Genomic DNA, 23,553 nt, shown 5'->3' with positions numbered 1-23,553 from the left:
ATATGCAGGCATGAAAAAAGGGCCGTGAGGCCCTTTTTAACTTAAACACTTATGCTGCTACGCGTTGTTCAATAAAAGTAGGATTGGTTTGCGCCTGCGTGCCAATCTGGATTTTGCGTGGCTTGAATGCCTCGGGGACTTCACGCAACAAGGCAATGGTTAACAAGCCGTTTTCAAGGTGGGCGCCTGTCACTTTGACATGGTCAGCCAACTGGAACTTGTGTTCGAAGTCACGCGTGGCAATGCCACGGTGCAAAAAAGTGGTTTCCTGTTGCGTTTTTGCTTTGCGGCCAGTCACGCGCAACGCCTGGTGTTCGGTTTCAATCTCCAACTCATCCTGCTGGAAACCGGCGACTGCCATCACAATTTTGTAGGCATTTTCGTCGACCAGTTCGATGTTATAAGGCGGATAGCTGATTTCGTTTTCGCTGCGCTGGTTTTCGTTGAGCATTTTAGCCAGGCGGTCAAAACCAATAGCGGTTCTGTAGAAAGGGCTTAAGTCATAAGTACGCATAAAGTTGATCCTTGTAAAAATAAAGCGATTAACATGAATTTCAGACCTCAAACTGCAAGCATCTGTATTTTCAATATGGGAATACGCTTTATTTTTTCAAGGGTCAGCGCGCAGGTTAAAGCCCCAATGCTTCTGTCCAGGCCAAGGCATCCATATGGCACTGGTTCACTTTGTCAGGGTCTAGTTGCAGCATTGCCGCCAATTGCAAAATCTCTTCGCTGTTGGCGTCCTCGCAGGCTTCAGTCAGCTTGAGGAAGGGGCCAAAAATTCCCTCACGCCTGATAAGCGCGTCTACAATCGCCTCTGGCAACTGCAATTTTTCCAGCACCTTATCCATGGGTACTTTCAGCATCACATCCAGCAAGGAAAACACCCCCACTACAAACAAATTGTCACGGTCACGCTTTTCAAAAAACTGCTCACCCAGCAACTCGGTCAAACGGCCACGGGTAATGGATGTTTTCATCAGGGCAGGGGAGCTGCTGTTATTGCCAGCAGTGACCATTAATAACGTTAACCAGCGGTATAACTGATTGCGGCCCAAAATGGTCAGTGCATGGCCAATGGACTGTACCTCGCAGGACAAGCCAAAGCCCACAGAATTGATGTAGCGCAGCAGCTTGTAACTCAGGGTAGTATCGCGCTTAAAACCATTTTCTATGGTTTTGTTGTCCGCCTCCTGGCTGACCAGGTTTAACAAATGCAGCACGCCGTCAAAGCTTGGGTTAATGACTCGGCTGTTGAGGTTTTCCGGCTTGGCGTAAAAATAGCCCTGGAACTGCTGGTAACCTGCCTCAAGCAAGCTATCAAACTGAGCAGTCTGCTCGACTTTTTCAGCAATCAGTTTGCACCCTGTCGGTTGATACTTTTTGAGCCACTGTGTCGCTTGTGCAATATCCACATTTCGCATGTCCAACTTGATGTACTCTGCGTAGGGGATCAATGCCTCCAGCTGCGGGTGGTGTTGCGGGTTGTCCAGCGCAATTCTGAATTTGGCTTCTTTGAGTTCACGGCACCGTGCAATGATTTCCGGGGTCACCTCTACCGTATGCACCACCTCTAAAACTGTTTTTTCAGCAGGCATCAGCTCCAGAAACACACTGCTCAACATGACATGATCGACGTTGATAAATGCCAGTTGCTGACCAAGTAGCCAGCTATCCTGCATTTCATCCATGGTGGTAGAAAGAATCTTAGCGCACGTTTCAATGTCCTCGGCAAAAGGCACATTGCTACCTGGGCTATCGTTCCTGAAAAAGAACTCATAGCCGATAATCTCTTGTTGGCTGTTAACAATCGGCTGGCGACCGATAATACTGTGTTGTGACGTGGACATGACTGCCTTTCTGATGAGCATCTACTATCAGTATAAGGGATACTAGCCGTTTTCTTATTTGAAAAAAGCCCCGAATGTCGGGGCTTTTTGTCTTTATTACTTACTCAACGGTCACACTCTTGGCCAGGTTGCGTGGTTTGTCCACATCAGTGCCTTTGAGTAAAGCCGCATGATAAGCCAGCAACTGTACCGGAATCGCATGCAAAATAGGCGACAACACACCGACATGGCGCGGCGTGCGGATCACATGCACGCCTTCAGATTCTTTAAAATGGCTGTCGGCATCGGCAAACACAAACAACTCGCCACCACGTGCTTTGACCTCCTGCATATTGGATTTGACCTTCTCCAATAAAGCATCATTAGGCGCAATCACCACTACCGGCATATTGCTGTCGACTAATGCCAATGGGCCATGTTTCAACTCACCAGCCGGATAGGCTTCAGCGTGAATATAGGAAATCTCTTTAAGTTTGAGTGCACCTTCCATCGCAATCGGGAAGTGCACGCCACGCCCCAGGAACAAGGCATGCTCTTTGTCACCAAAGCGATGTGCCCATTCGCGGATTTGCGGCTCCAGATTCAAGGCAATCTGCACGCCACCTGTCAGTTGGCGCAAATCGGATAAATATTGCTGCTCTTGTGGCGCACTCAATAAGCCACGCGCTTTGCTTAAAGTGACAGCCAGCACAAACAGTGCAATCAACTGCGTGGTGAATGCCTTGGTACTGGCAACCCCGATTTCAGCGCCGGCGCGCGTGTAAAAGATCAATGACGAAGCACGCGGAATCGCACTTTCCTGTACGTTACAAATCGCCAGACTGTGTTCATGGCCCAGTTTCTGCGCATGCTTGAGCGCTTCCATGGTATCCAGCGTTTCGCCCGATTGTGAAATAGTCACAATCAGCTGCTTAGGATTGGGGACGGACTCGCGATAACGATATTCACTGGCGATCTCAACCGAGGTTGGAATTTTAGCGATGCTTTCCAGCCAGTATTTAGCCGTGAGCCCAGCATAGTAACTGGTGCCTGCCGCCAAAATCAGTACGCTATCAATCTGTGAAAAAATGCTCGCGGCCGACTGGCCAAATAACTCACTCCTGAACGCGCCATCGTCAATCAGCGCCTCAATCGTATCGCTAATCGCACGTGGCTGCTCGTGGATTTCTTTTTGCATAAAGTGGCTGTAAGGGCCGAGCTCCAGCGAGGCCAGTGACACATCACTCAGATGCACTTTACGTTCCGCCACCTCGCCGCGTTTGTCGATAATCACCACGGCATCGGTTTGCAGTGTTGCTACATCACCATCTTCGAGGTAAATCACTTTACGCGTGGCTGAAAGCACGGCAGATACATCAGAGGCGACAAAATTTTCACCGTCACCCAGGCCAATCAGCAATGGGCAACCTAGGCGGGCGACCACCATTTGCTGCGGATTATCCAGCGCAATCACACTGATGGCATAGGCTCCGGTTAATTCGGCAATGGCCTGTTTAACTGCTGTGAATAAATCCTGGCTTTGCTGGTAATAGTAATGCACCAGATGGGCGATGACTTCGGTATCTGTTTGCGAATAAAACTGGTAGCCCAGCGCTTTCAGGCGATCACGTTGTTCGTCGTGATTTTCGATAATGCCGTTATGCACAACTGCAATCTGTGCGTTGTCTTGCGCAGGCGACACATGCGGGTGCGCATTTTGCTCGGTGACGCCACCATGGGTGGCCCAGCGCGTGTGGCCGATACCAATCTGGCTATGCATGCCTTCTGCTTTTAACTGCAGCTCGGACACACGTCCGACAGCGCGAGCGCGTTCTATGGTTTGGTTCAGTACGGCAATCCCGGCTGAGTCATAACCACGATATTCGAGCCTGCTTAAGCCCTCGATCAAGAGTGGAACAATATTTCTGTTGGAGACCGCACCGACAATGCCGCACATACGCTTATTTTTTCACCTTTTGTGGACGTTTCCATCCTTGAATTGACCGTTGTTCCCGCGCACGGCATAGCGTTAAGCTGTCTGCCGGCACATCTTTGGTAATGGTTGAGCCTGCGGCAATCGTCGCACCACGGCCGACAGTGACTGGCGCCACTAACTGCGTATCCGAGCCGACAAACACATCATCTTCAATAATGGTTTTATGTTTGTTCGCACCGTCATAATTACAAGTGATGGTGCCTGCGCCGATATTCACATTGGCACCGATGCTGGCATCACCAACGTAGCTCAAATGATTAACCTTGCTACCCAGACCGACTGTGGCATTCTTGATTTCAACAAAATTGCCAACATGGGTCTGTGCGGCCAATTGCGTGCCCGGACGCAAACGCGCAAACGGGCCGATTTTGCTGCCTGGGCCGACCTTAGCATCATCAATATGCGTAAACGCCGCCAGCCGCGTGCCTTTGGAAATTAACGCATCCTTAATCACACAGTGGGGACCAATCTGTACATCGTCCTCCAGTATCACGTCACCTGCAAACACACAGTTCACATCAATCAGCACATCACGACCGCAGGTCAATGTGCCACGGATATCAATACGCTGTGCATCGAGCAAAGTCACGCCCTGAGTCATCAACGTTGTTGCCTGACGCAGCTGGTATTCACGCTCGATCTGTTGCAAGTCCAACTTGGAATTAATCCCGGTCACTGACCAGGCATCAGCCACCACATGTGGCAATACGGCACGGCCTTCATTCACAGACAACGCAATAATATCGGTTAAATAATACTCCTGCTGCGCGTTCTGGTTGGTAATCTTGCCCAGCCACGATTTAAGCTGTGCATTCGGCATCGCCATGATGCCGGTATTCACTTCCTGTATGACGCGTTGTGCCTCGCTGGCATCTTTATGCTCGACAATCGCAACGACTTCATTATGGTCGTTGCGCACAATACGGCCATAGCCGGTCGGGTCTGACTTGATAAATGTTTGCACGACGAGGTGATCATCTGCCTTTGCCAGCATCTCGCGGCAAGCCGCCACATCCACCAGTGGCACATCCCCTAACAGAATGAGTGTTTTACCTTGATCGGGCAGGGTAGGCAGGGCTTGTTGCACGGCGTGGCCGGTACCCAGTTGCTCGGCTTGCAATACCCATTGCAAGTCCTCTCCCGGCGTCTGTTGTTGCACCTGTTCGCCACCAAAGCCGTACACCACCGTAATGGTTTGTGGGTCGAGCTGGCGTGCCGCGGCGATCACATGGTGCAAAATAGGCTTGCCACCGACGGCATGTAACACCTTCGGCAGGTCTGATCGCATACGGGTACCTTTACCCGCGGCGAGAATTACAATATTTAAATCTCTCATGCTGTTATTTTAGCGCAGAAACAAAAAAGGCGGCTCGAAAGCCGCCTGTTTTATTGCCAGACTCCACAGGAATCTAGTGCACAGATTTACGCAATTTCTGGATTGCCTGTATTTGTGCAATCGCTTCTGCCAATTCAGCCTGGGCAGCTGCGTAATCGATCTCCGAAGAACGGTTACGCAATGCTTCTTCTGCGGCTTCTTTCGCTGCGATGGCTTTTGCTTCATCAAGATCCTGGCCACGAATCGCTGTGTCCGCCAGTACTGTCACCAGTCCTGGTTGTACTTCCAGCATGCCGCCAGAAATATAAATCACAGTCTCTTCTTGCTCGGAAGTTTGCTTAATACGCAATGCGCCTGGCTTGATGGTGGTAATCATCGGTGCGTGATGTGGATAGATACCCACTTCACCTGCGCCAGCTGGTGCAACCACAAACTCGGCTTCACCAGAGAAGATGGACTCTTCGGCACTCACAACATCGATATGCACTGTATTTGCCATAATGTTCTCTTTTCTATTTCACTGAAATTGATGATGCAGGCAACGTGAAACGATGCCCGCATATCACGATTAGTTCAGTGTTTTAGCCTTTTCAACGGCTTCTTCGATGCCACCGACCATGTAGAACGCTTGTTCTGGCAAGTGATCGTATTCACCAGCCACAATCGCTTTAAAGCCTTTGATGGTTTCTTTCAGTGGTACGTATTTGCCTGGCGCGCCAGTAAACACTTCAGCCACGTGGAAAGGTTGTGACAGGAAACGTTGGATTTTACGTGCACGGCCTACAGCCAGTTTGTCTTCTGGGGACAGTTCGTCCATACCCAGAATCGCGATAATGTCACGCAGCTCTTTGTAGCGTTGCAATGTCGCTTGTACGGAGCGTGCCACGGTGTAGTGCTCTTCACCAACGATCAGTGGATCCAACTGACGCGAAGTAGAGTCCAGTGGGTCAACCGCTGGGTAGATACCCAGGGAAGCAATGTCACGTGACAACACAACGGTAGAGTCCAAGTGTTGGAAAGTCGTGGCTGGTGATGGGTCAGTCAAGTCATCCGCAGGCACGTAAACGGCTTGGATAGAAGTAATAGAACCCACTTTAGTAGAGGTAATACGCTCTTGCAAACGGCCCATTTCGTCAGCCAGGGTAGGTTGGTAACCTACGGCTGAAGGCATACGGCCCAGCAACGCAGATACTTCAGTACCGGCCAAGGTGTAACGGTAGATATTGTCCACGAAGAACAATACGTCACGGCCTTCGTCACGGAATTTTTCCGCCATGGTCAAACCGGACAGCGCTACGCGCAGACGGTTACCTGGAGGTTCGTTCATCTGACCAAACACCATCGCTACTTTGGACTCTTTCATGTTGTCCAGCTTGATCACGCCTGCATCTGCCATTTCGTGGTAGAAGTCGTTACCTTCACGGGTACGCTCACCCACACCAGCAAACACTGACAAACCAGAGTGCTGTTTAGCGATGTTGTTAATCAGTTCCAGCATGTTCACGGTTTTACCTACACCAGCACCGCCGAACAGACCCACTTTACCGCCTTTAGCAAACGGGCAAACAAGGTCAATCACCTTGATGCCTGTTTCCAACAGGTCAACAGATGGTGACAGGTCTTCGAAAGCTGGGGCTTTCTGGTGAATAGAACGGAATTCTGTAGAGTCGATAGGACCGACTTCGTCGATTGGGCGACCCAATACGTCCATGATACGGCCCAGAGTGCCTTCACCCACTGGTACAGAGATCGCTGAACCTGTGTTTTTGAATGCGGTACCACGTGCCAAACCGTCAGAAGAGCCCATGGCAATGGTACGGACCACGCCGTCGCCCAATTGCTGTTGCACTTCCAGTGTCAAACCGGCTTCTGCATTGCTGTCTTTTGCATCAATAATCAATGCATCGAATACTTTAGGCATTTGATCGCGTGGAAATTCCACGTCAACCACAGCGCCAATACACTGCACTACTTTACCTGTTACTGCTTGATTTGCCTTTGCCATTTTCTTTTCCTAACTGTATGAGTCAGATCTAATTGAATTCTTTCACTTGCGCTTAAACCATAGGGTTTAAAACGCGCGCCTTAGGACGAAACCGCTGCCGCACCGCCGACGATTTCTGAAATCTCTTTGGTAATCGCTGCCTGACGGGCTTTGTTGTAAACCAATTTCAGCTCGCCAATGACGTTTTTCGCGTTATCGGAAGCAGATTTCATCGCCACCATACGGGCAGATTGCTCGGACGCCATGTTTTCAGCCACTGCGTTATAAATCAGTGACTCGATATAGCGCACCATCAATTCATCGACCACTGGTTTTGCTTCTGGCTCATAGATGTAATCCCAATGGCCGTTCGGGCTGCCCAATTGCTCACCGGTCAATGGCAACAATTGTTGCATGGTCGGCTCTTGCTTCATGGTGTTGATGAATTTGGTATAGCAGATGTAAAGCTGATCAATTTCACCAGCAATGTACGCATCCAGCATGACCTTGATGCTACCGATCAGCTTTTCCAGATGCGGAGTATCGCCCAAACCGGTGATATGGGATTTCACCTGCGCACCGATACGGTTCATAAAGCCATAGCCTTTGTTACCGATCGCGCTGACGCTGATGCCTTTGCCTTCAGCTTCCCAGGCTTTCATCTGGTTCAGTGACAAACGCAATACGTTGGTGTTTAAACCGCCGCACAGGCCTTTGTCCGAGCTGACCACAATCAGGCCCACATTTTTCACCACGTCACGTTTAATCAAAAACGGATGACGATACTCGGATTGTGCAAAGGAGAGGTGAGCCGCCACGTTACGGATTTTATCCGCGTAGGGGCGGGAAGCACGCATTCTGTCCTGCGCTTTACGCATTTTAGAAGCGGCTACCATCTCCATCGCCTTGGTGATCTTGCGTGTATTTTCTACACTCTTGATCTTGGTTCTAATCTCTTTACTACCTGCCATATTAGGTTCCTAAGTCGAAGTGTCCGAGATTAATAAGCGTTAGTTGCTTTGAAATCTTGAATCGCAGCTTCCAATGCCTTCTCGTTGTCACCGCTCAGATCTTTGCTGGACTCGATTGCATCGATGATGTTCTTGTACTTGGAGTTCAAGAAACCATGCAATGCATTTTCAAATGCCAATACCTTGTTGGTTGGCACGTCATCAAAGAAACCTTTGTTAGCTGCAAACAAGCTCACGCCCATGTTTGCAACGTTCAATGGCGCGTATTGAGCCTGTTTCATCAACTCGGTAAACATACGACCGCGGTCCAGTTGTTTACGGGTTGCTTCGTCCAGATCGGAAGCAAACTGCGCAAACGCAGCCAGTTCACGATACTGAGCCAATGCCAGACGCACACCACCACCCAATTTTTTGATGATTTTGGTTTGTGCAGCACCACCCACGCGAGAAACAGAAATACCGGCGTTAATCGCAGGACGTACGCCCGCGTTAAACAAGTCAGTTTCCAGGAAGATCTGACCATCGGTAATCGAAATCACGTTGGTTGGCACGAATGCAGAAACGTCACCTGCCTGCGTTTCAATCACTGGCAATGCAGTCAATGAACCTGTTTTACCTTTGACTTCACCGTTAGTGAATTTCTCTACATACTCTTCGTTTACGCGAGCAGCACGCTCCAACAAACGTGAGTGGATGTAGAACACGTCACCTGGGTAAGCTTCGCGGCCTGGTGGACGACGCAGCAACAGAGAAATCTGACGGTAAGCAACCGCTTGTTTGGACAAGTCATCGTAAACGATCAATGCATCTTGGCCACGGTCACGGAAGTATTCACCCATGGTACAACCGGCATATGGTGCCAGAAATTGCAGGGCAGCAGAGTCGGAAGCTGAAGCAGCGACAACAATGGTGTAAGCCATCGCGCCGTGCTCTTCCAGTTTACGTACTACGTTGGCAATGGTTGAAGCCTTTTGGCCAACCGCAACGTAGATACAAGTCATGTTCTGACCTTTTTGGTTGATGATCGCATCAACGGCAACCGCTGTTTTACCAGTCTGACGGTCACCAATGATCAATTCACGTTGGCCACGGCCAACCGGTACCATAGAGTCGATAGACTTCAGGCCAGTTTGCACTGGTTGTGACACAGATTTACGTGCAATCACGCCTGGTGCAATTTTTTCAATTTTGTCTGTCAGCTTGGCGTTGACTGGACCTTTGCCATCGATAGGCTGACCCAGTGCGTTCACCACGCGACCAATCAGTTCAGGACCGACTGGCACTTCCAGAATACGGCCTGTACATTTACAGGTATCGCCTTCTGTAATGTGCTCGTACTCACCCAATACCACGGCACCCACGGAGTCACGCTCCAGGTTCAATGCCAAACCGAAAGTGTTGCCTGGAAACTCAATCATCTCGCCGGACATCACGTTAGACAGGCCATGGATACGCACAATGCCGTCTGTTACGGAAATCACGGTACCCTGAGTACGGGCTTCCGCAGAGGTAGAGAAGTTTTCCAAACGGCTCTTAATGAGCTCGCTAATCTCTGATGTAGATAACTGCATTTAATTCTCCTATGCCTTATGCTGTGAGCGTATAGGCTAAATTTTGTAACTGACCTTGGACAGACGCGTCGATAACGGTGTCGCCAACAATAATTTTGATGCCGCCAATGATTTCCGGATCTACGGAAACGCTTGCTTCAATTTTCTTGCCGAACTTGGCTTCCAGACGTTTCACCAAATCTTTCGTTTGCGTTGCCGTGATTTTGGCAGCGGCAATGATTTGTGCGTCCAAGGTGCCTTCATCTTGCGCTTTCAAAGCCTCAAAAGCTTCAGCAATGGCAGGCAATAAGGATAAACGGCCATATTCAACCAAGGTCTTGATCAAATTCTGACCATGCTCGTTAAGATTGTCGCCGCAAACCTTGAGGAATGCTGCTTCAATATCAGCGGCATTCAGCTTAGGGTCATCAATCAGGGTTTTCATTTGGTCATTTGCTGCGACTGCCGCGGCCAATGCCAACATTTCAGACCATTTTGCCAATGCTTTTTTCTCTTTGCCCAGTTTGTAGGCAGCGACAGCATAAGGCCTTGCAATGGTTGAGAGTTCAGCCATGTTTTATCCCTTTTACCTTAAAGTTCCGCAGCGAGTTTAGCCAACATTTCGCTGTGTGCTTTAGCGTCAATCTCTTTACGCAGGATTTTTTCTGCACCGGCCACGGCCAATGTGGAAACCTGTGCACGCAGACCTTCTTTGGCACGGTTCACTTCCTGATCGATTTCAGCTTTGGCACCGGCGATAATGCGATCACCTTCAGCTTTGGCATTACCCTTAGCTTCATCAATGATTTGAGCGGCGCGTTTTTCGGCTTGCCCAATGATCTCAGTTGCCTTTTGTTTGGCCTCGTTCAGCGTTGCTTCAGACTTTTTGGCAGCCACTTCTAAGGCACTTTTGCCTTCTTGGGCAGCAGCCAAACCATCTGCGATTTCCTTTTGGCGCGTTTCGATCGCTGTTAACAGCGGCGGCCAAACGAATTTCACCGTGAACCAGATCAACACTGCAAATGCGATAGCTTGCGCGATGAGTGTGAAATTAATATTCATTTTGGATCCATCATACTGATTGGTTGAAAGGTTTAAGTCACACTTAAACCCTACCGGGCGGAGATTACCGAGTAAAAATTACTTGGCAACAACGCTCAACAATGGGTTTGCAAATGCAAACATCATTGCCAGACCAACACCAATAATGAAAGAAGCGTCGATCAGACCCAACAGCAGGAACACTTTACCTTGCAGGGCTGGGATCATTTCTGGTTGACGAGCAGCGCCTTCCAGGAAACTTGCACACATGATACCAATACCGATACAAGCGCCAGCGGCACCCAAACCAATGATCAAACCGATACCAACGCCTGTGTAGGCTTGAATCAATGCTAATGCTTCCATTTAATACCCTCTCTTATAAAGAATTAAAAACAACTACAAAGTTAAAAACTAGTGTGACTCATGCGCCATGGCCAAGTAGACCACAGTCAGCATCATGAAAATAAACGCTTGCAATGCCACAATCAGGATGTGGAAGATAGACCAGCCAGCTCCCAGAATGGCACCAAACACGGTTCCGCTCAGGCCTGTGGCAGCCCACATACCCAACAGCAAGAAAATGATTTCACCGGCGTACATGTTACCGAACAAACGCAATGAGTGAGAAAGTGGTTTTGAAACGTATTCAATCAGGTTGAACAGGAAGTTGGCAGGCCATACCAGCGGATTGCTGCCAAATGGCGCACAGAACAGTTCGTGAATCCAGCCACCCAAGCCCTTGGCTTTGATGGAGAAGAAAATCATCAGGAACCACACAGCCAGTGCCAGAGCAAAGGTGGTGTTGATATCCGAAGTCGGGACGATACGCCATTTTGCGTGCTCGCCACCAAAGAATGACACGATAGCAGCCACCCAGTCGACTGGCAGGAAGTCCATGGAGTTCATGGCCAGCACCCAGATAAACACGGTCAGGGCCGTTGGGGCAATAAATGAATGACGATCACCGTGGAAAATGTTTTTGACTTGATCATCAACAAAACCAAACACCAACTCAACAAAAGCTTGACGCTTGGTTGGCACGCCAGCGGTGGCACCACGTGCCACCCACCAGATCAAGCCCATGACCAGCAAGCCCAGTACAACAGAAGTCAACAAGGTGTCGTAGTGCAACACCCAGAAGCCTTCAGAGGCAGTATTGCCGTTGACACCTTGAGCATTAAAGCTCAAATGGTGCGCGATATATTCAGAAGGAGTGAGTTCTACGTTTTGTGCGTGTTCAGTTGTCATATCTTCAAACTATTTTTAAATTAACGTGTCTACACATCTACTTGTGATTTTGCCAGTGCTGCGCCTGAAAAAAGCGCTGCTGCCGCCAAGCCAGCAATCAGTGCGAAAGGCACCAATGCCTGATACAGCTTGAAAACCACAAACAGGATAATCGCGATGATTACTATTTTTACTGCTTCTGCCTTGAGTAAATTGAGCAATACTGCTGTCGGGTCTGTTTTTAAACGACCTTTTTCTGCGATTCTCGCTGCAAACCAGGCACCAATCACCACAGAAACACCGCCCATAAAAGCGGATAATGCTGCCGGTAAACCACCCACAGCATAGGCAATCAATGTGACAGCCGTCGTCGCCATGACCTGCCAGCGCAGCATATTGCTATAAAGCGACATGCCAGCCGCAGTGTTTTGTTGACCACTCATGGGGTTAGACCGCTAAAATTCAAGGCAAAATACTACAAAGACGCGAGATTTTGAATTATTCACTCGCCGAAGTCAAGCACCAAACAGGACTTAACTGTCTGAATGTTTGGGAAAAATCTGCCTCAGAGCACCTAATCAGTGATTTAACTTATGATTTCAGGCGATTATCGGTCAGTTTCGCTATCCAATCATCTAATTGATCGAGGTTTGAAAAGCTCAGCTTTAACACCCCAGCACCGCTGGCTTTACTGCTAATCGCCACCTCGGCACCCAATTGCTCACTGAGTTGATTTTGCAAGGAAGCCACATCGGGATGCACCGCGGGCTTTGCTTTTTTACCGCTGGCTGGCTCAGCTTGGATCAAGCGCTCAACTTCACGCACAGACAAACCATCCTGCACCACTTTATTAGCCAGTAAAATCTGCTGTGCTGGCTCACTACCCACTAGCGCACGCGCATGACCCATATCAATCTGGTTATCCAGCAGCATGTCCTGCACCATAGGCGTCAATGTGAGCAGGCGCAGTAAATTAGAAACTGCTACACGTGAACGGCCCACAGCCTCTGCTGCCTTTTCATGCGTCATATCAAATTCATCAATCAGACGCTTGATCCCCATGGCTTCCTCCAGGGGATTAAGGTCTTCACGCTGGATGTTTTCGATCAACGCCATCGCTAGGGCAGCTTCGTCAGCAATCTCACGCACCAACACCGGCACTTCAGTGAGCCCAGCTTTTTGGGAGGCACGCCAGCGACGCTCACCAGCAATAATTTCAAATTTCTCGGATGCAATTTCGCGCACCAGAATAGGCTGCATGATGCCTTGTGCCGCGATTGAGTCCGCCAGTGTTTGCAATGCGTCCTCGTTCATATAAGAACGCGGTTGATACTTACCCGGCTGCAACTGACCAAGGGGGAGGGTACGCAAAGTATCCGACTGGGCGATCGTTTCCGTATCACCTGACAACAATGCGTCGAGTCCGCGTCCAAGTCCTTTGGGCTTCACCATACTGCTACTTCCTCTTTAATGAGTCTCTAAAAATGTCGCCGATCGACAATTAATTCTTCTGGATGATTTCCTGCGCCAGCTCCAGGTAGGCCTGCGCACCTTTGGAGGAGCGATCATACAGCAATACCGGCATGCCATAACTGGGCGCCTCTGCCAGCCGCACATTTCGCGGCACGATGGTTTGATATACCTTTTTGCCAAAGTGGCTGACCAGTTGTGCCGATACTTGCTGTGCCAGCATATTGCGGTTATCGAACATGGTCCGCAACAAACCTTCTATCTCAAGCACTGGGTTTAAGTGAGCACGCACTTTCTTGACAGTGTTGACCAGGTCTGACAACCCTTCCAATGCGTAGTATTCGCACTGCATCGGGATCATCACTGAATGCGCGGCAGTTAAAGCATTCACCGTCACCAAATTCAGCGACGGCGGGCAATCGAGCAATACATAATCATAAGCATCATCGCCCAGTTTAAGGATGGCATTTTTCAAACGTGTTTCACGCGCCATTTCATTCACCAACTCAACCTCAGCCCCTGCCAGGTCACGGTTAGACGGCGCAACATCAAACTTGGCCGCCTCCGCATGCACAATCACCTCTTGCATGGTTTTATTGCCGATGAGTACCTGGTAAATACTGTCCTTTAAATGCGTTTTATCAACGCCACTGCCCGTACTGGCATTGCCTTGCGGATCCAAATCAACCAACAACACTTTTTTGCCGTGTTCGGCCAGGCTAGCTGCCAGATTGACGCAAGTGGTCGTTTTACCAACGCCACCTTTTTGGTTGGTGATTGCGATTATTTTCATTATGTATTCTCAAACACAATTAAATGTCGTTCTGCCTGCAGGTTTGGCACCTGCAAACGGATGACCTCCGTGGGCAACACCGCAGCCTGTTGCAGCTCATCGGTTGGCACCACCCCCTTCATCGCCAACCAACGGCCATGCGGCGCGATCAAATGCGTCGTCAACTGCTTAAACAAAGCAATATCGGAAAAAGCACGCGAGACAATCTGCGTAAAAGGCGAGGGTGGTTGATAAGCCTCCACCCGACCATGCACCACCTGCGCATTCGACAAACCTAACTCAGCCTTTACCTGACGCATGAAAATCGCTTTTTTCTGCACGGTATCGATGGTAGTCACCTCTACATCCGGTCGCGTAATCGCCACCACCAACCCAGGTAAACCACCACCACTACCCACATCCAGCAAATTTCCCGACTGAATATAAGGCAACACACTCAAACTATCCAGCAAATGCAATACCAGCATTTCTTGCGGATCGCGCACGGCTGTCAGGTTGTAGACTTTATTCCACTTTTGCAGCAACGCCAGATAAGCGAGACACTGCAACTGCTTTTCCGGCGTCACAATAGATTGTAAACCAAGCGCCTCTACTCCGGCGGCTAATTGCGGCAACAAATCATCCATCATGCGGCTGCAATATCGCCAGACTGGCTTTGCTTTTTATGTTTACGCTTGAGATAAACCAGCAACAGTGAAATCGTCGCCGGGGTAATGCCTTGTATGCGACTGGCCTGACCTATCGTTTCCGGTTTTTGTGCTAACAATTTCTGGCGCGCCTCATTACTCAGGCCATGCACATCGTTGTAATCGATCGCATCCCCTAGTTTAATGTTCTCACTATTTTTCTGGCGCGAGATTTCTTCATTCTGCCTATCAATATACCCTTGATACTTGGCTGCGATTTCCACTTGCTCCAAGACATCCCCAGCCAACACTTCTGGGGCAGGCACCAAGTCCAACAGTGACTGATAAGCAATTTCTGGCCGACGCAATAATTCGAACAAGGAATACTCATGATCCAAAGGCTTACCAAAAACGGCTAGCTGTGTTTCACGTGAAACAATGGTATGCTGACCTGCGGGTTGACCGTTATCTGGCTGCAAAAAAGTACGCTTCAACCTGGCTTGCTCACGCGCCACCGCTTCCTGTTTTTTACAGAAAGCCTCCCAACGCACATCATCCACCAACCCCAGCTCGCGACCCTTTTCAGTCAAGCGCATATCGGCATTATCCTCACGCAACTGCAGGCGGTACTCAGCGCGACTGGTAAACATGCGGTAGGGCTCATTAACACCCGTAGTAATCAGATCATCCACCAACACACCTAGGTAGGCCTGCTCACGGGAAGGGCACCAGCCTTCTTTGTCCTGCGCAAACAATGCCGCATTTGCACCCGCCAGCAACCCTTGGGCCGCCGCCTCTTCATAACCAGTAGTACCATTGATTTGACCCGCAAAAAACAGGCCGCGAACCGTCTTGGTTTCAAGAGTCGATTTTAAACCGCGAGGATCATAGTAGTCGTATTCAATGGCATATCCGGGGCGCAGGATGTGCGCATGCTCCAACCCACGAATAGAACGCACCAGCGCCAGCTGAATATCAAACGGCAGACTGGTAGAAATACCGTTAGGATAAATTTCGTGCGTGGTTAAACCTTCAGGCTCCAGAAACACCTGGTGCGATTCCTTATCTGCAAAGCGGTGAATCTTATCTTCTACCGAAGGACAATAACGCGGCCCCACACCCTCAATGACGCCAGTGTACATGGGCGAGCGGTCCAGACCGCTGCGGATAATGTCATGGGTTTGTTGATTGGTATGGGTAATCCAGCAAGGTAATTGCTGCGGGTGTTGTGCTGCATTGCCTAAAAACGAAAACACCGGTACTGGCGTATCACCAGGCTGCTCAGTCATCACACTATAATCAATTGAACGGCCATCAATGCGGGGAGGGGTGCCGGTTTTCAAGCGCCCAGCCGGGAGGCCAATTTCACGCAGGCGCGCAGCAAGCGAGATGGCTGGCGGATCTCCGGCGCGACCAGCGCTATAGTTTTGCAAACCAACATGCACCAAACCACCCAAGAAAGTACCAGCAGTCAACACCACAGATGTTGCGTAAAAACGCAAGCCGATTTGAGTGACAACACCAGCAGCCTTGTCGCCTTCCAGAATAATGTCATCTACCGCTTGCTGGAACAGCCACAGGTTAGGCTGGTTTTCCAGGCGGTGACGAATAGCGGCCTTATACAGGATACGATCAGCCTGCGCACGCGTCGCACGCACCGCCGGGCCTTTGCTGGAGTTCAAGATACGGAACTGTATGCCACCCTCATCAGTGGCCGCTGCCATGGCACCGCCAAGCGCATCAACCTCTTTCACTAGGTGACCTTTGCCTATGCCACCAATAGAAGGGTTACAGGACATTTGCCCCAATGTTTCAATGTTGTGGCTTAACAACAGCGTTTTCTGCCCCATACGAGCGGCCGCCAGCGCAGCCTCGGTACCGGCATGGCCGCCACCCACCACAATGACATCGAATCGATCAGGAAAGTCCATCATAAAGAATCTTGAACTGTTTGATTTAAAAAGAATTGTGATTTTAGCGTAAACTAACCAAATGGTCATTTAATTCGCTGCTTTGATACACTTGTTCCATGTTTTAATATGAATTGATACGGTCTTAATACAAAATTATTACGGTTTAATACAAATCAATTACAAGCAGGCCATATTTACTTAACATAAAAAGAATAGAATTTTTTCAAAACAACCAAGGAGCTCTTACCATGAAAATCAAAACAATTATTGCTACATTCGGGGTCTTGTTTTCTGTACACGCAATGGCTGATGTAACCAATGCTGAAAAGCTGGTATATAAGTACACCAACATTGCACACTCCGCCAACCCTATGTATGAAGCACCTTCTATTACAGACGGTAAAATTTTCTTCAACCGCAAGTTCAAAACACCTAGCGGTAAAGAAGCAGCTTGTGCATCCTGCCACACCAACAACCCAGCCAACGTAGGCAAAAACATTGTGACCAACAAAGAAATTCCACCATTGGCACCACGTGTTAACACCAAGCGCTTTACTGACATTGATAAAGTGGAAGATGAGTTCACCAAGCACTGCAACGACATTCTGGGTGCAGATTGCTCACCTTCAGAAAAAGCCAACTTTATCGCTTATCTGTTAACAGAAACCAAACCTAGCAAATAATCTAAATGCTACGGTATGTCTGGGATCCTTTCATCAGGATCTTCCACTGGTCTTTAGTGGCGGCGTTTGGGTATGCATTTTATACCCACGCCTCCATGTGGGACCGCCTACATCATGCTTATGCAGGGTATGTCGCTGGGACACTGATTGTCGCGCGTATTATCTGGGGATTGCTTGCAACCGGCTACGCCAGCTTTCGCAGCTTTCCACTGAATCCGGTATGGGCAGTTAAACACCTATTTAAGCTACTCAAAGGCACAGCCAGGCACTACATTGGCCACAACCCAACCGGGTCAATTGCCATTTACGCCATGCTAGGCCTTGGTATCATCACTGTTGGCTCGGGTTGTATCGTTTACAACAATGGCTGGGGCATCATTGATGACGAGATGAGCCAGGTACTACATCACTATGCCACCTGGACCTGGCTGGCAGTGGTGGTGGTGCATGTGTTCGGGGTGATTTTTGAAAGTTTTATCAATCACGACAACCTGATCTGGGCCATGATTACCGGCTGCAAGCGTGTGTGCAGTATTGATGAGCGCTTTAATGAGCGCAATACGCCGTTCCCAAGAAAAAAAACCCGCTAATGCGGGTTTTTATTTGCCGATACAAAAACGGCTGAAAATTTCCCCCAGTAAATCGTCGGGGGTGAACTCACCTGTAATGGTTCCCAGCGCCTCTTGCGCACAACGCAACTCTTCTGCCACCAACTCAGCCGCATGCATTTGCAACATGGCCTGATCCAGATGTTGCTCAACCTCTTGTAGCGCTTGTAAATGACGCGCCCTGGCCATAAATACACCTTCGCCACCAGGCTGATAACCCACAATCTCCAGAAGCGTTTTTTGCAGGCTGGCAATACCATCGCCTGTCTTGGCCGATAAAAACACGTGTTGCTCATTTTCGTGTTTTTCAATGCGCGATGTTTCACGTGAAACATCTATCTTGTTATGCACCCAAACTTTTTTCACTTCCGGCGGCAGTTTGTGCAAAATAGCCTTTTCCTGCGCACCTATGCCATGCTTGCTATCCACCAGCAGCAACGCCACATGCGCAGTTTCTATCGCCTTCCAGGTGCGTGCAATGCCCACTTGTTCAACCGTATCTTCAGTTTCACGCAAACCAGCGGTATCAATCACATGCAGCGGCACGCCTTCAATCTGGACCACGCTTTTGATCGTATCGCGCGTGGTACCGGCAATTGGCGTCACAATCGCCACTTCTTCGCCAGACAGGGCGTTGAGCAAACTGGACTTGCCCACATTAGGCTGCCCAATTAATACGACATTAATGCCTTCGCGCAACAAGACACCTTGCCTGGCCTGGTGAAAAATATGCTGCAAAGCGGCTTGGTTGGCCTGCAATTTCTCAAGTACTCGACCTTGAGTGATGAAATCAATCTCTTCTTCAGGAAAATCCAGGCACGCTTCAACATACATGCGCAAATCGACCAATTGTTGCAATAAGGTCTGTATCGCTTGTGAAAACTCGCCTGAAAGCGATCGCACAGCACTGCGTGCGGCTTCTACCGTCGCGGCATTAATCAGGTCAGCCACAGCTTCTGCCTGCGCCAGATCAAGCTTGTCATTTAAATACGCACGCTGGGTAAATTCACCCGCTTGTGCATGACGCGCACCGCACTCTATGCAACGCGCCAGCAAAATTTGCATCAGCGCCGTGCCGCCATGCCCTTGTAGCTCAAGCACATCTTCGCCGGTGTAGGAGTGTGGATTAGGGAAGTAGATAGCGATACCACGGTCGATTAACGTGGTATCGGCTTGTAAAAAAGGCAGATAGGCCGCATGGCGCGGGGCAGGGCAGTGGCCTAAAATCTGTGTTGCGATATTGGCCGCCAACGGGCCAGACACCCTGACTACGCCAATGCCGCCAGCACCAGGGGCGGTCGCAATGGCGGCAATAGTGTCTATGCTTAAAACCTGATTATTTGCCATGCCCTTTTTTTGCCACAGCTTCAGCATGAATCATACGGTTGATGGCCCATTGCTGCCAGATAGACAGGATATTGTTCACCAACCAGTACAGCACCAGGCCCGCCGGGAAGAAGAAAAAGAAAATACTGAATGCCACCGGCATGATTTTCATCACTTTAGCTTGAATCGGATCCGTTGGTGGAGGATTCAAAAAGGTTTGAATAATCATGGTTGCACCCATGAGCACTGGCAAGACAAAGTAAGGATCCGTCGCTGACAAGTCCTGAATCCAGCCAAAAAAGGGCGCATGGCGCAACTCAACCGAGCCCAGCAAAACCCAATACAATGAAATGAACACTGGAATCTGCACCAGGATAGGTAAGCAGCCGCCCATCGGGTTGATCTTCTCGGTGCGGTACATTTCCATCATAGCTTGCTGCAGCTTCTGCTTGTCATCGCCAAATTTGTCTTTCAGCGCTTGCATGCGTGGTGCAATTTCACGCAGATGCGCCATATTGCGGTAACCAGAGGCGGATAATTTGAAGAATGCAGCCTTGATCAGAATGGTCAATACAATAATGGCAATACCCCAGTTTTTCACCAGCTCGTGAATATGGGTCAACAACCACATCAATGGCTTGGCAATCACGGTCAGAATGCCGTAATCCACCACGTATTCCAGGCCTGGTGCAGCTGCCTCCAGATCCTCTTGCGCTTGCGGGCCACTGAACAGCTTGGCATCTACGGTTTTGCTGCTACCTGCGGCAATCTCACCTACAGGCAAAATCGTACCGATAGAAAAGTCATGTTCGCTCAGCTTGGTGGTGTAGAACTTACGTTCAGCAGTCGATTGCGGCACCCAGGCACTGACAAAATAGTGTTGTACCAAACCTACCCAGCCATCTTTGGCATTAATCGACACATCTTTCTTGGCCATTTCATCGAATTTGACCTTGTTATATTTGTCCGCTTCGGTGAAATAAGCGCCACCAGTGAAAGTAGGCATCATTTTAGAGCCCTGATTGGACTCGTTATCATGAATAATCTGGTAATACACAGAAGGCGAAATCGCTTTATCGCTATTGTTTTTGATTTCGTATTGCACATCAATCAAGTATTGACCGCGGTGAAAGCGATACACCTTATCCACAGCGACGCCATTGGTTTCTGGCGCGGTTAAACGCACTTCTAATGTGTCCTGGCCATCTTGCAAGCTGTAGTTGGTCTCAGCCGCAGTAAACGTCACATAATGGGTAGGCAAACCATCACCTTTTAAGCCGGTTTGTGCCACATACAATTTATCGGCACTAGCATCACTCATCAGCTCATAAGGACCAGAATTATCGTCGGCCTTATGTTCCAGCAAGGACAATTGGCGCAGATCACCGCCAACCGTATCAATCACTGCCGAATAACGGTCTGTTTTCACCGCAATACGTGTCCCCTTGCTTAATTTAAAGCCATTTTCTTGCGGCTTATCCGCAGGGGAGGTTTGCGCAGCCCCTTGTTGTGCAACCGGCGCAGGCGCATGTTGCTGCTGCCAGGCGTCCCACAGCAACATAATCGAAAAGGAAAAGATCACGAACAGAATTAAACGGCGAGTATCCATAAGGTTTCGTTTTTACAAGTCTAAAGAAGGGGATCCACACCACCGGGATGCCACGGATGGCAGCGGCCAATGCGGCGCAAAGCCAACAGGCTACCATGCCAGGCACCGTAGCGCTGCAAAGCTTCAATGGCGTAGTGTGAACAGGTAGGGTGAAAACGACACTGACGCCCCAGCCAGGGGCTTAAGCCCCACTGGTAACATTTTACTAATGTAATCAGTATCGTTTTCATCAGAATTGTTAGGAAACGGGCGTGTGTTTTTTCAGTCTAGCCAGCAATTGTGACAAATCACGCTGTATGGCCGGAAAATCATCATGCTGAAAAGCCTTGCGCACTTGTAGCACCACATCAAACCCAGTGCTGGCGAGAGAAGGTTGAGCACGCAATAACTCACGCAAGACACGCTTCATGTAATTGCGCTTCACCGCCAGTTTGGCGACTTTTTTCGACACAACAAGGCCATAACGATGATGGTCTTGCTGGTTAGGCATGATGTTGGCAAACAGCCATTCACCATAAAACCGTTTCCTGAAACTAAAAACGGATGAAAATTCATCCGTTTTTTTTAGCTTGTACAATGTCATGCATTGAGTTTCAAGCAATGCATCGTCAGGGATTACAGACCCAGACGTTTACGACCTTTAGCGCGACGAGCAGCAATCACTGCACGGCCACCTTTGGTTTTCATGCGTACCAGAAAGCCATGGGTACGTGCACGACGGGTTTTGGATGGTTGATAGGTACGTTTCATTATTAAACTCCTGCCAAAAATGGCAATTAAACTCTAATCCGGCAACGCTGATTTAACAGTAAATATTTGCCGATTTCAAAAACCCTTAATTAAACAGCAAATTGAGATCTTATGTCAATGATTTTTTTTATTTTTTTATAGACCGTGGCTGTGGATAACTCAGGTCAAAACGTTTAGAATGTCAGCAACAGGTCAAGGTGACATTCGCCACTCGACCACGTCTTCTGCCACTCTTCCCGGCAATTATAACGAATAAACGTAAACAGCGCCTGAAACACGGAAACAGGCTGACTTTTTGCTGACACTTTTAAAAAGCACTGGAGCAATGGAAAATTTTTGGGCCTATTGTTTGCTCAAGTTCGAAAAAGAACTTTCTGCACAACAATACAACACCTGGATTAAACCCCTGAAAGCACGCGTCAATGGCGAGGCGGTGCAGATTGTTGCGCCTAATAAATTTGTCATGCAGTGGGTAAAAAGCAAATTTTTTAGCCGCATTGCCACCATCGCCACCGAATTATCCCCCAGCGCGGTGGTTGAACTGATTGTAGATGCCAGTGAGCAAGCCGCACCAGCACCAAGTGCAACGCCGACAAAAACCGCGCCAGCACCACAATCACCCGTAGAGGCCGTTGTTGCAGCTGCCACACAAGCCCAAACCGCCCGGGTAATTGATAAAAAACCAGTGAGCAACCGCGCACCGGCCAAACATCTCAAGTCAGAAAAAAGCAGCGGCCTGAATGACAGCTTCCTGTTTGATAACTATGTTACCGGCCGCGCCAACCAGTTAGCCCGTGCTGCCGCGATTCAAGTCGCAGGCAATCCCGGCCAGGCTTATAACCCACTCTTTATTTATGGCGGGGTGGGCTTGGGCAAGACACATTTGCTGCAAGCGATAGGCAACGAACTGAAAAAAGCCAAGCCTGACGCCAATATACGTTACCTGCATGCCGAGCGTTATGTCTCTGACGTGGTGAAGGCTTATGAAAACAAAGCATTTGATGAGTTCAAGCAGCAATATCACTCACTCGACTTATTATTGATTGATGATATTCAGTTCTTTGCCAAAAAAACCCGCACCCAGGAAGAGTTTTTCTACGCCTTTAACACGCTGATTGAAGAAAAAAAACAAATCGTCATCACCTGCGATACCTATCCTAAAGAGATCGCAGACATGGACGAGCGTCTACGCACCCGTTTTAGCTGGGGCCTGACCGTTGCGGTTGAACCACCAGAATTAGAGATGCGGGTAGCGATTCTGCGCAAGAAAGCCGAAAACCTCAAAATCAACCTGCATGAAGATGTAGCCTTTTTTGTTGCCAAGCAGATCCGCTCCAGCGTGCGTGAGCTTGAAGGCGCATTGAACCGTATTATCGCCATGGCCAACTTTACCGGTCATGCCATTGACGTGCATCTGGCCAAAGACGCTTTACGCGACCTGATTGCCGTGCGTGGCCGCCAGATTACGATTGAAAATATCCAGAAAACCGTGGCTGACTACTATAAGATTAAAGTCAGTGACATGTTTAGCAAAAAACGCTCACGCAATGTGGCCAGGCCGCGCCAAGTCGCGATGTCTTTGGCGCGTGAACTCACCAATCATAGCTTCCCGGAGATTGGCGAAGCCTTTGGCGGACGTCATCACACCACCGTGATGCATGCCTGTGAAGAAATTGAACAATTACGCTTAAATGACCAGACATTGGCGCGCGATATTGGTTTGTTAACGCAGGTCATTCGTGATTAGCAAAAAAAATTTAACAAAATAAGCTGTGGATAAGTTGAGAATGACGTGTGTTTAAATATTGCGTATAGACAGGATAAAATCGGTTTACAAT

25 protein-coding genes are annotated in these 23,553 nt (G+C 49.1%); 3 read left to right on the top strand and 22 right to left on the bottom strand.

What is annotated here, in order from left to right; all coding sequences use genetic code 11:
* Window positions 1–49: 49 nt before the first annotated feature.
* From INP78_RS11200 to mnmG, 17 genes are all read right to left on the bottom strand, one after another.
* Window positions 50–514: an Hsp20 family protein gene (locus INP78_RS11200; RefSeq protein ID WP_194742285.1), complete on the bottom strand. Its 465-nt coding sequence runs from the start codon at window positions 512–514 to the stop codon at window positions 50–52.
* A 115-nt stretch (window positions 515–629) separates the two neighbouring features.
* The gene (locus tag INP78_RS11195; protein ID WP_194742284.1) at window positions 630–1,850 is read right to left on the bottom strand and encodes an EAL and HDOD domain-containing protein; all 1,221 of its coding nucleotides are present in this window, start codon (window positions 1,848–1,850) and stop codon (window positions 630–632) included.
* Between the two features lie 100 nt (window positions 1,851–1,950).
* Window positions 1,951–3,786 (bottom strand): glutamine--fructose-6-phosphate transaminase (isomerizing), encoded by a 1,836-nt coding sequence (gene glmS, locus INP78_RS11190; RefSeq protein ID WP_194742283.1) that lies wholly within the window; start codon window positions 3,784–3,786, stop codon window positions 1,951–1,953.
* A gap of 4 nt (window positions 3,787–3,790) precedes the next feature.
* The gene (gene glmU, locus INP78_RS11185) at window positions 3,791–5,161 is read right to left on the bottom strand and encodes a bifunctional UDP-N-acetylglucosamine diphosphorylase/glucosamine-1-phosphate N-acetyltransferase GlmU (RefSeq protein WP_194742282.1); all 1,371 of its coding nucleotides are present in this window, start codon (window positions 5,159–5,161) and stop codon (window positions 3,791–3,793) included.
* Window positions 5,162–5,234: 73 nt separating this feature from the next.
* On the bottom strand, window positions 5,235–5,660 hold the full coding sequence (locus INP78_RS11180) for a F0F1 ATP synthase subunit epsilon (protein WP_194742281.1): 426 nt from the start codon (window positions 5,658–5,660) through the stop codon (window positions 5,235–5,237).
* Between the two features lie 69 nt (window positions 5,661–5,729).
* A complete protein-coding gene (atpD, locus tag INP78_RS11175) occupies window positions 5,730–7,166 on the bottom strand; it encodes a F0F1 ATP synthase subunit beta (RefSeq protein WP_194742280.1) in 1,437 nt (478 codons plus the stop codon).
* A gap of 80 nt (window positions 7,167–7,246) precedes the next feature.
* Window positions 7,247–8,116, bottom strand: a complete 870-nt coding sequence (atpG, locus tag INP78_RS11170) for a F0F1 ATP synthase subunit gamma (RefSeq protein ID WP_194742279.1) — start codon at window positions 8,114–8,116, stop codon at window positions 7,247–7,249.
* 29 nt (window positions 8,117–8,145) lie between these two features.
* Window positions 8,146–9,687, bottom strand: coding sequence for a F0F1 ATP synthase subunit alpha (atpA, locus tag INP78_RS11165; protein WP_194742278.1), 1,542 nt, complete (start codon window positions 9,685–9,687; stop codon window positions 8,146–8,148).
* Window positions 9,688–9,703: 16 nt separating this feature from the next.
* Window positions 9,704–10,240, bottom strand: a complete 537-nt coding sequence (locus INP78_RS11160; protein ID WP_194742277.1) for a F0F1 ATP synthase subunit delta — start codon at window positions 10,238–10,240, stop codon at window positions 9,704–9,706.
* 17 nt (window positions 10,241–10,257) lie between these two features.
* A complete protein-coding gene (locus INP78_RS11155; RefSeq protein WP_194742276.1) occupies window positions 10,258–10,728 on the bottom strand; it encodes a F0F1 ATP synthase subunit B in 471 nt (156 codons plus the stop codon).
* Between the two features lie 78 nt (window positions 10,729–10,806).
* Window positions 10,807–11,073: a F0F1 ATP synthase subunit C gene (gene atpE / locus INP78_RS11150; protein WP_018987204.1), complete on the bottom strand. Its 267-nt coding sequence runs from the start codon at window positions 11,071–11,073 to the stop codon at window positions 10,807–10,809.
* A 48-nt stretch (window positions 11,074–11,121) separates the two neighbouring features.
* Window positions 11,122–11,958 (bottom strand): F0F1 ATP synthase subunit A, encoded by an 837-nt coding sequence (gene atpB / locus INP78_RS11145; RefSeq protein ID WP_194742275.1) that lies wholly within the window; start codon window positions 11,956–11,958, stop codon window positions 11,122–11,124.
* Window positions 11,959–11,987: 29 nt separating this feature from the next.
* Window positions 11,988–12,380, bottom strand: a complete 393-nt coding sequence (locus INP78_RS11140; protein ID WP_194742274.1) for an ATP synthase subunit I — start codon at window positions 12,378–12,380, stop codon at window positions 11,988–11,990.
* Between the two features lie 148 nt (window positions 12,381–12,528).
* Window positions 12,529–13,389 carry a ParB/RepB/Spo0J family partition protein gene (locus INP78_RS11135; protein WP_194742273.1) on the bottom strand — a complete coding sequence of 287 codons (861 nt, stop codon included), beginning with the start codon at window positions 13,387–13,389 and terminating at the stop codon, window positions 12,529–12,531.
* Window positions 13,390–13,438: 49 nt separating this feature from the next.
* On the bottom strand, window positions 13,439–14,200 hold the full coding sequence (locus tag INP78_RS11130) for a ParA family protein (RefSeq protein ID WP_228519651.1): 762 nt from the start codon (window positions 14,198–14,200) through the stop codon (window positions 13,439–13,441).
* A complete protein-coding gene (rsmG, locus tag INP78_RS11125; RefSeq protein ID WP_194742272.1) occupies window positions 14,200–14,829 on the bottom strand; it encodes a 16S rRNA (guanine(527)-N(7))-methyltransferase RsmG in 630 nt (209 codons plus the stop codon). Before rsmG ends, INP78_RS11130 begins: the two co-directional genes overlap by 1 nt.
* Entirely contained in the window at window positions 14,826–16,757 is a 1,932-nt protein-coding gene (mnmG, locus tag INP78_RS11120; protein WP_194742381.1) for a tRNA uridine-5-carboxymethylaminomethyl(34) synthesis enzyme MnmG, read from the bottom strand. Before mnmG ends, rsmG begins: the two co-directional genes overlap by 4 nt.
* A 230-nt stretch (window positions 16,758–16,987) precedes the next feature.
* On the opposite strand from mnmG, the gene cycA reads away from it, so the two are divergent.
* A complete protein-coding gene (cycA, locus tag INP78_RS11115) occupies window positions 16,988–17,422 on the top strand; it encodes a cytochrome c'' (RefSeq protein WP_194742271.1) in 435 nt (144 codons plus the stop codon).
* A 5-nt stretch (window positions 17,423–17,427) separates the two neighbouring features.
* Window positions 17,428–18,012, top strand: coding sequence for a cytochrome b/b6 domain-containing protein (locus tag INP78_RS11110; RefSeq protein WP_194742270.1), 585 nt, complete (start codon window positions 17,428–17,430; stop codon window positions 18,010–18,012).
* 9 nt (window positions 18,013–18,021) lie between these two features.
* Here INP78_RS11110 and mnmE read toward each other — a convergent pair whose 3' ends face one another.
* From mnmE to rpmH, 5 genes are read right to left on the bottom strand one after another with little or no spacing between them, the layout of a single operon-like run.
* Window positions 18,022–19,377: a tRNA uridine-5-carboxymethylaminomethyl(34) synthesis GTPase MnmE gene (gene mnmE, locus INP78_RS11105; RefSeq protein WP_228522840.1), complete on the bottom strand. Its 1,356-nt coding sequence runs from the start codon at window positions 19,375–19,377 to the stop codon at window positions 18,022–18,024.
* The gene (gene yidC / locus INP78_RS11100) at window positions 19,367–20,965 is read right to left on the bottom strand and encodes a membrane protein insertase YidC (protein WP_194742268.1); all 1,599 of its coding nucleotides are present in this window, start codon (window positions 20,963–20,965) and stop codon (window positions 19,367–19,369) included. Before yidC ends, mnmE begins: the two co-directional genes overlap by 11 nt.
* 20 nt (window positions 20,966–20,985) lie before the next feature.
* Window positions 20,986–21,195, bottom strand: coding sequence for a membrane protein insertion efficiency factor YidD (yidD, locus tag INP78_RS11095; RefSeq protein ID WP_194742267.1), 210 nt, complete (start codon window positions 21,193–21,195; stop codon window positions 20,986–20,988).
* An 8-nt stretch (window positions 21,196–21,203) separates the two neighbouring features.
* Window positions 21,204–21,548 carry a ribonuclease P protein component gene (rnpA, locus tag INP78_RS11090; protein WP_194742266.1) on the bottom strand — a complete coding sequence of 115 codons (345 nt, stop codon included), beginning with the start codon at window positions 21,546–21,548 and terminating at the stop codon, window positions 21,204–21,206.
* 32 nt (window positions 21,549–21,580) lie between these two features.
* The gene (gene rpmH, locus INP78_RS11085) at window positions 21,581–21,715 is read right to left on the bottom strand and encodes a 50S ribosomal protein L34 (RefSeq protein WP_018987191.1); all 135 of its coding nucleotides are present in this window, start codon (window positions 21,713–21,715) and stop codon (window positions 21,581–21,583) included.
* 325 nt (window positions 21,716–22,040) lie between these two features.
* Here rpmH and dnaA point away from each other — a divergent pair, with 325 nt between their 5' ends.
* Window positions 22,041–23,462: a chromosomal replication initiator protein DnaA gene (dnaA, locus tag INP78_RS11080; RefSeq protein WP_194742265.1), complete on the top strand. Its 1,422-nt coding sequence runs from the start codon at window positions 22,041–22,043 to the stop codon at window positions 23,460–23,462.
* Window positions 23,463–23,553 lie beyond the last annotated feature (91 nt).

This window comes from Methylophilus sp. 14 (assembly GCF_015354345.1).
GTDB lineage: Bacteria > Pseudomonadota > Gammaproteobacteria > Burkholderiales > Methylophilaceae > Methylophilus.
Note: the sequence above shows the minus strand (reverse complement) of the source record. Positions and strands in the feature narration are given on the sequence as shown.

What these genes read in the sequence shown, in the direction of transcription:
- INP78_RS11195 (WP_194742284.1), bottom strand. Translation starts at nt 1,850, where the DNA reads ATGTCCACGTCACAACACAGTATTATCGGTCGCCAGCCGATTGTTAAC.
- atpA (WP_194742278.1), bottom strand. Translation starts at nt 9,687, where the DNA reads ATGCAGTTATCTACATCAGAGATTAGCGAGCTCATTAAGAGCCGTTTG.
- INP78_RS11130 (WP_228519651.1), bottom strand. Translation starts at nt 14,200, where the DNA reads ATGAAAATAATCGCAATCACCAACCAAAAAGGTGGCGTTGGTAAAACG.
- INP78_RS11110 (WP_194742270.1), top strand. Translation starts at nt 17,428, where the DNA reads ATGCTACGGTATGTCTGGGATCCTTTCATCAGGATCTTCCACTGGTCT.
- dnaA (WP_194742265.1), top strand. Translation starts at nt 22,041, where the DNA reads ATGGAAAATTTTTGGGCCTATTGTTTGCTCAAGTTCGAAAAAGAACTT.
- glmU (WP_194742282.1), bottom strand. Translation starts at nt 5,161, where the DNA reads ATGAGAGATTTAAATATTGTAATTCTCGCCGCGGGTAAAGGTACCCGT.
- mnmE (WP_228522840.1), bottom strand. Translation starts at nt 19,377, where the DNA reads ATGGCAAATAATCAGGTTTTAAGCATAGACACTATTGCCGCCATTGCG.
- rnpA (WP_194742266.1), bottom strand. Translation starts at nt 21,548, where the DNA reads ATGACATTGTACAAGCTAAAAAAAACGGATGAATTTTCATCCGTTTTT.
- INP78_RS11200 (WP_194742285.1), bottom strand. Translation starts at nt 514, where the DNA reads ATGCGTACTTATGACTTAAGCCCTTTCTACAGAACCGCTATTGGTTTT.
- INP78_RS11140 (WP_194742274.1), bottom strand. Translation starts at nt 12,380, where the DNA reads ATGAGTGGTCAACAAAACACTGCGGCTGGCATGTCGCTTTATAGCAAT.
- atpB (WP_194742275.1), bottom strand. Translation starts at nt 11,958, where the DNA reads ATGACAACTGAACACGCACAAAACGTAGAACTCACTCCTTCTGAATAT.
- yidD (WP_194742267.1), bottom strand. Translation starts at nt 21,195, where the DNA reads ATGAAAACGATACTGATTACATTAGTAAAATGTTACCAGTGGGGCTTA.
- rsmG (WP_194742272.1), bottom strand. Translation starts at nt 14,829, where the DNA reads ATGATGGATGATTTGTTGCCGCAATTAGCCGCCGGAGTAGAGGCGCTT.
- mnmG (WP_194742381.1), bottom strand. Translation starts at nt 16,757, where the DNA reads ATGGACTTTCCTGATCGATTCGATGTCATTGTGGTGGGTGGCGGCCAT.
- atpE (WP_018987204.1), bottom strand. Translation starts at nt 11,073, where the DNA reads ATGGAAGCATTAGCATTGATTCAAGCCTACACAGGCGTTGGTATCGGT.
- atpG (WP_194742279.1), bottom strand. Translation starts at nt 8,116, where the DNA reads ATGGCAGGTAGTAAAGAGATTAGAACCAAGATCAAGAGTGTAGAAAAT.
- INP78_RS11180 (WP_194742281.1), bottom strand. Translation starts at nt 5,660, where the DNA reads ATGGCAAATACAGTGCATATCGATGTTGTGAGTGCCGAAGAGTCCATC.
- rpmH (WP_018987191.1), bottom strand. Translation starts at nt 21,715, where the DNA reads ATGAAACGTACCTATCAACCATCCAAAACCCGTCGTGCACGTACCCAT.
- glmS (WP_194742283.1), bottom strand. Translation starts at nt 3,786, where the DNA reads ATGTGCGGCATTGTCGGTGCGGTCTCCAACAGAAATATTGTTCCACTC.
- INP78_RS11155 (WP_194742276.1), bottom strand. Translation starts at nt 10,728, where the DNA reads ATGAATATTAATTTCACACTCATCGCGCAAGCTATCGCATTTGCAGTG.
- cycA (WP_194742271.1), top strand. Translation starts at nt 16,988, where the DNA reads ATGAAAATCAAAACAATTATTGCTACATTCGGGGTCTTGTTTTCTGTA.
- INP78_RS11160 (WP_194742277.1), bottom strand. Translation starts at nt 10,240, where the DNA reads ATGGCTGAACTCTCAACCATTGCAAGGCCTTATGCTGTCGCTGCCTAC.
- INP78_RS11135 (WP_194742273.1), bottom strand. Translation starts at nt 13,389, where the DNA reads ATGGTGAAGCCCAAAGGACTTGGACGCGGACTCGACGCATTGTTGTCA.
- atpD (WP_194742280.1), bottom strand. Translation starts at nt 7,166, where the DNA reads ATGGCAAAGGCAAATCAAGCAGTAACAGGTAAAGTAGTGCAGTGTATT.
- yidC (WP_194742268.1), bottom strand. Translation starts at nt 20,965, where the DNA reads ATGGATACTCGCCGTTTAATTCTGTTCGTGATCTTTTCCTTTTCGATT.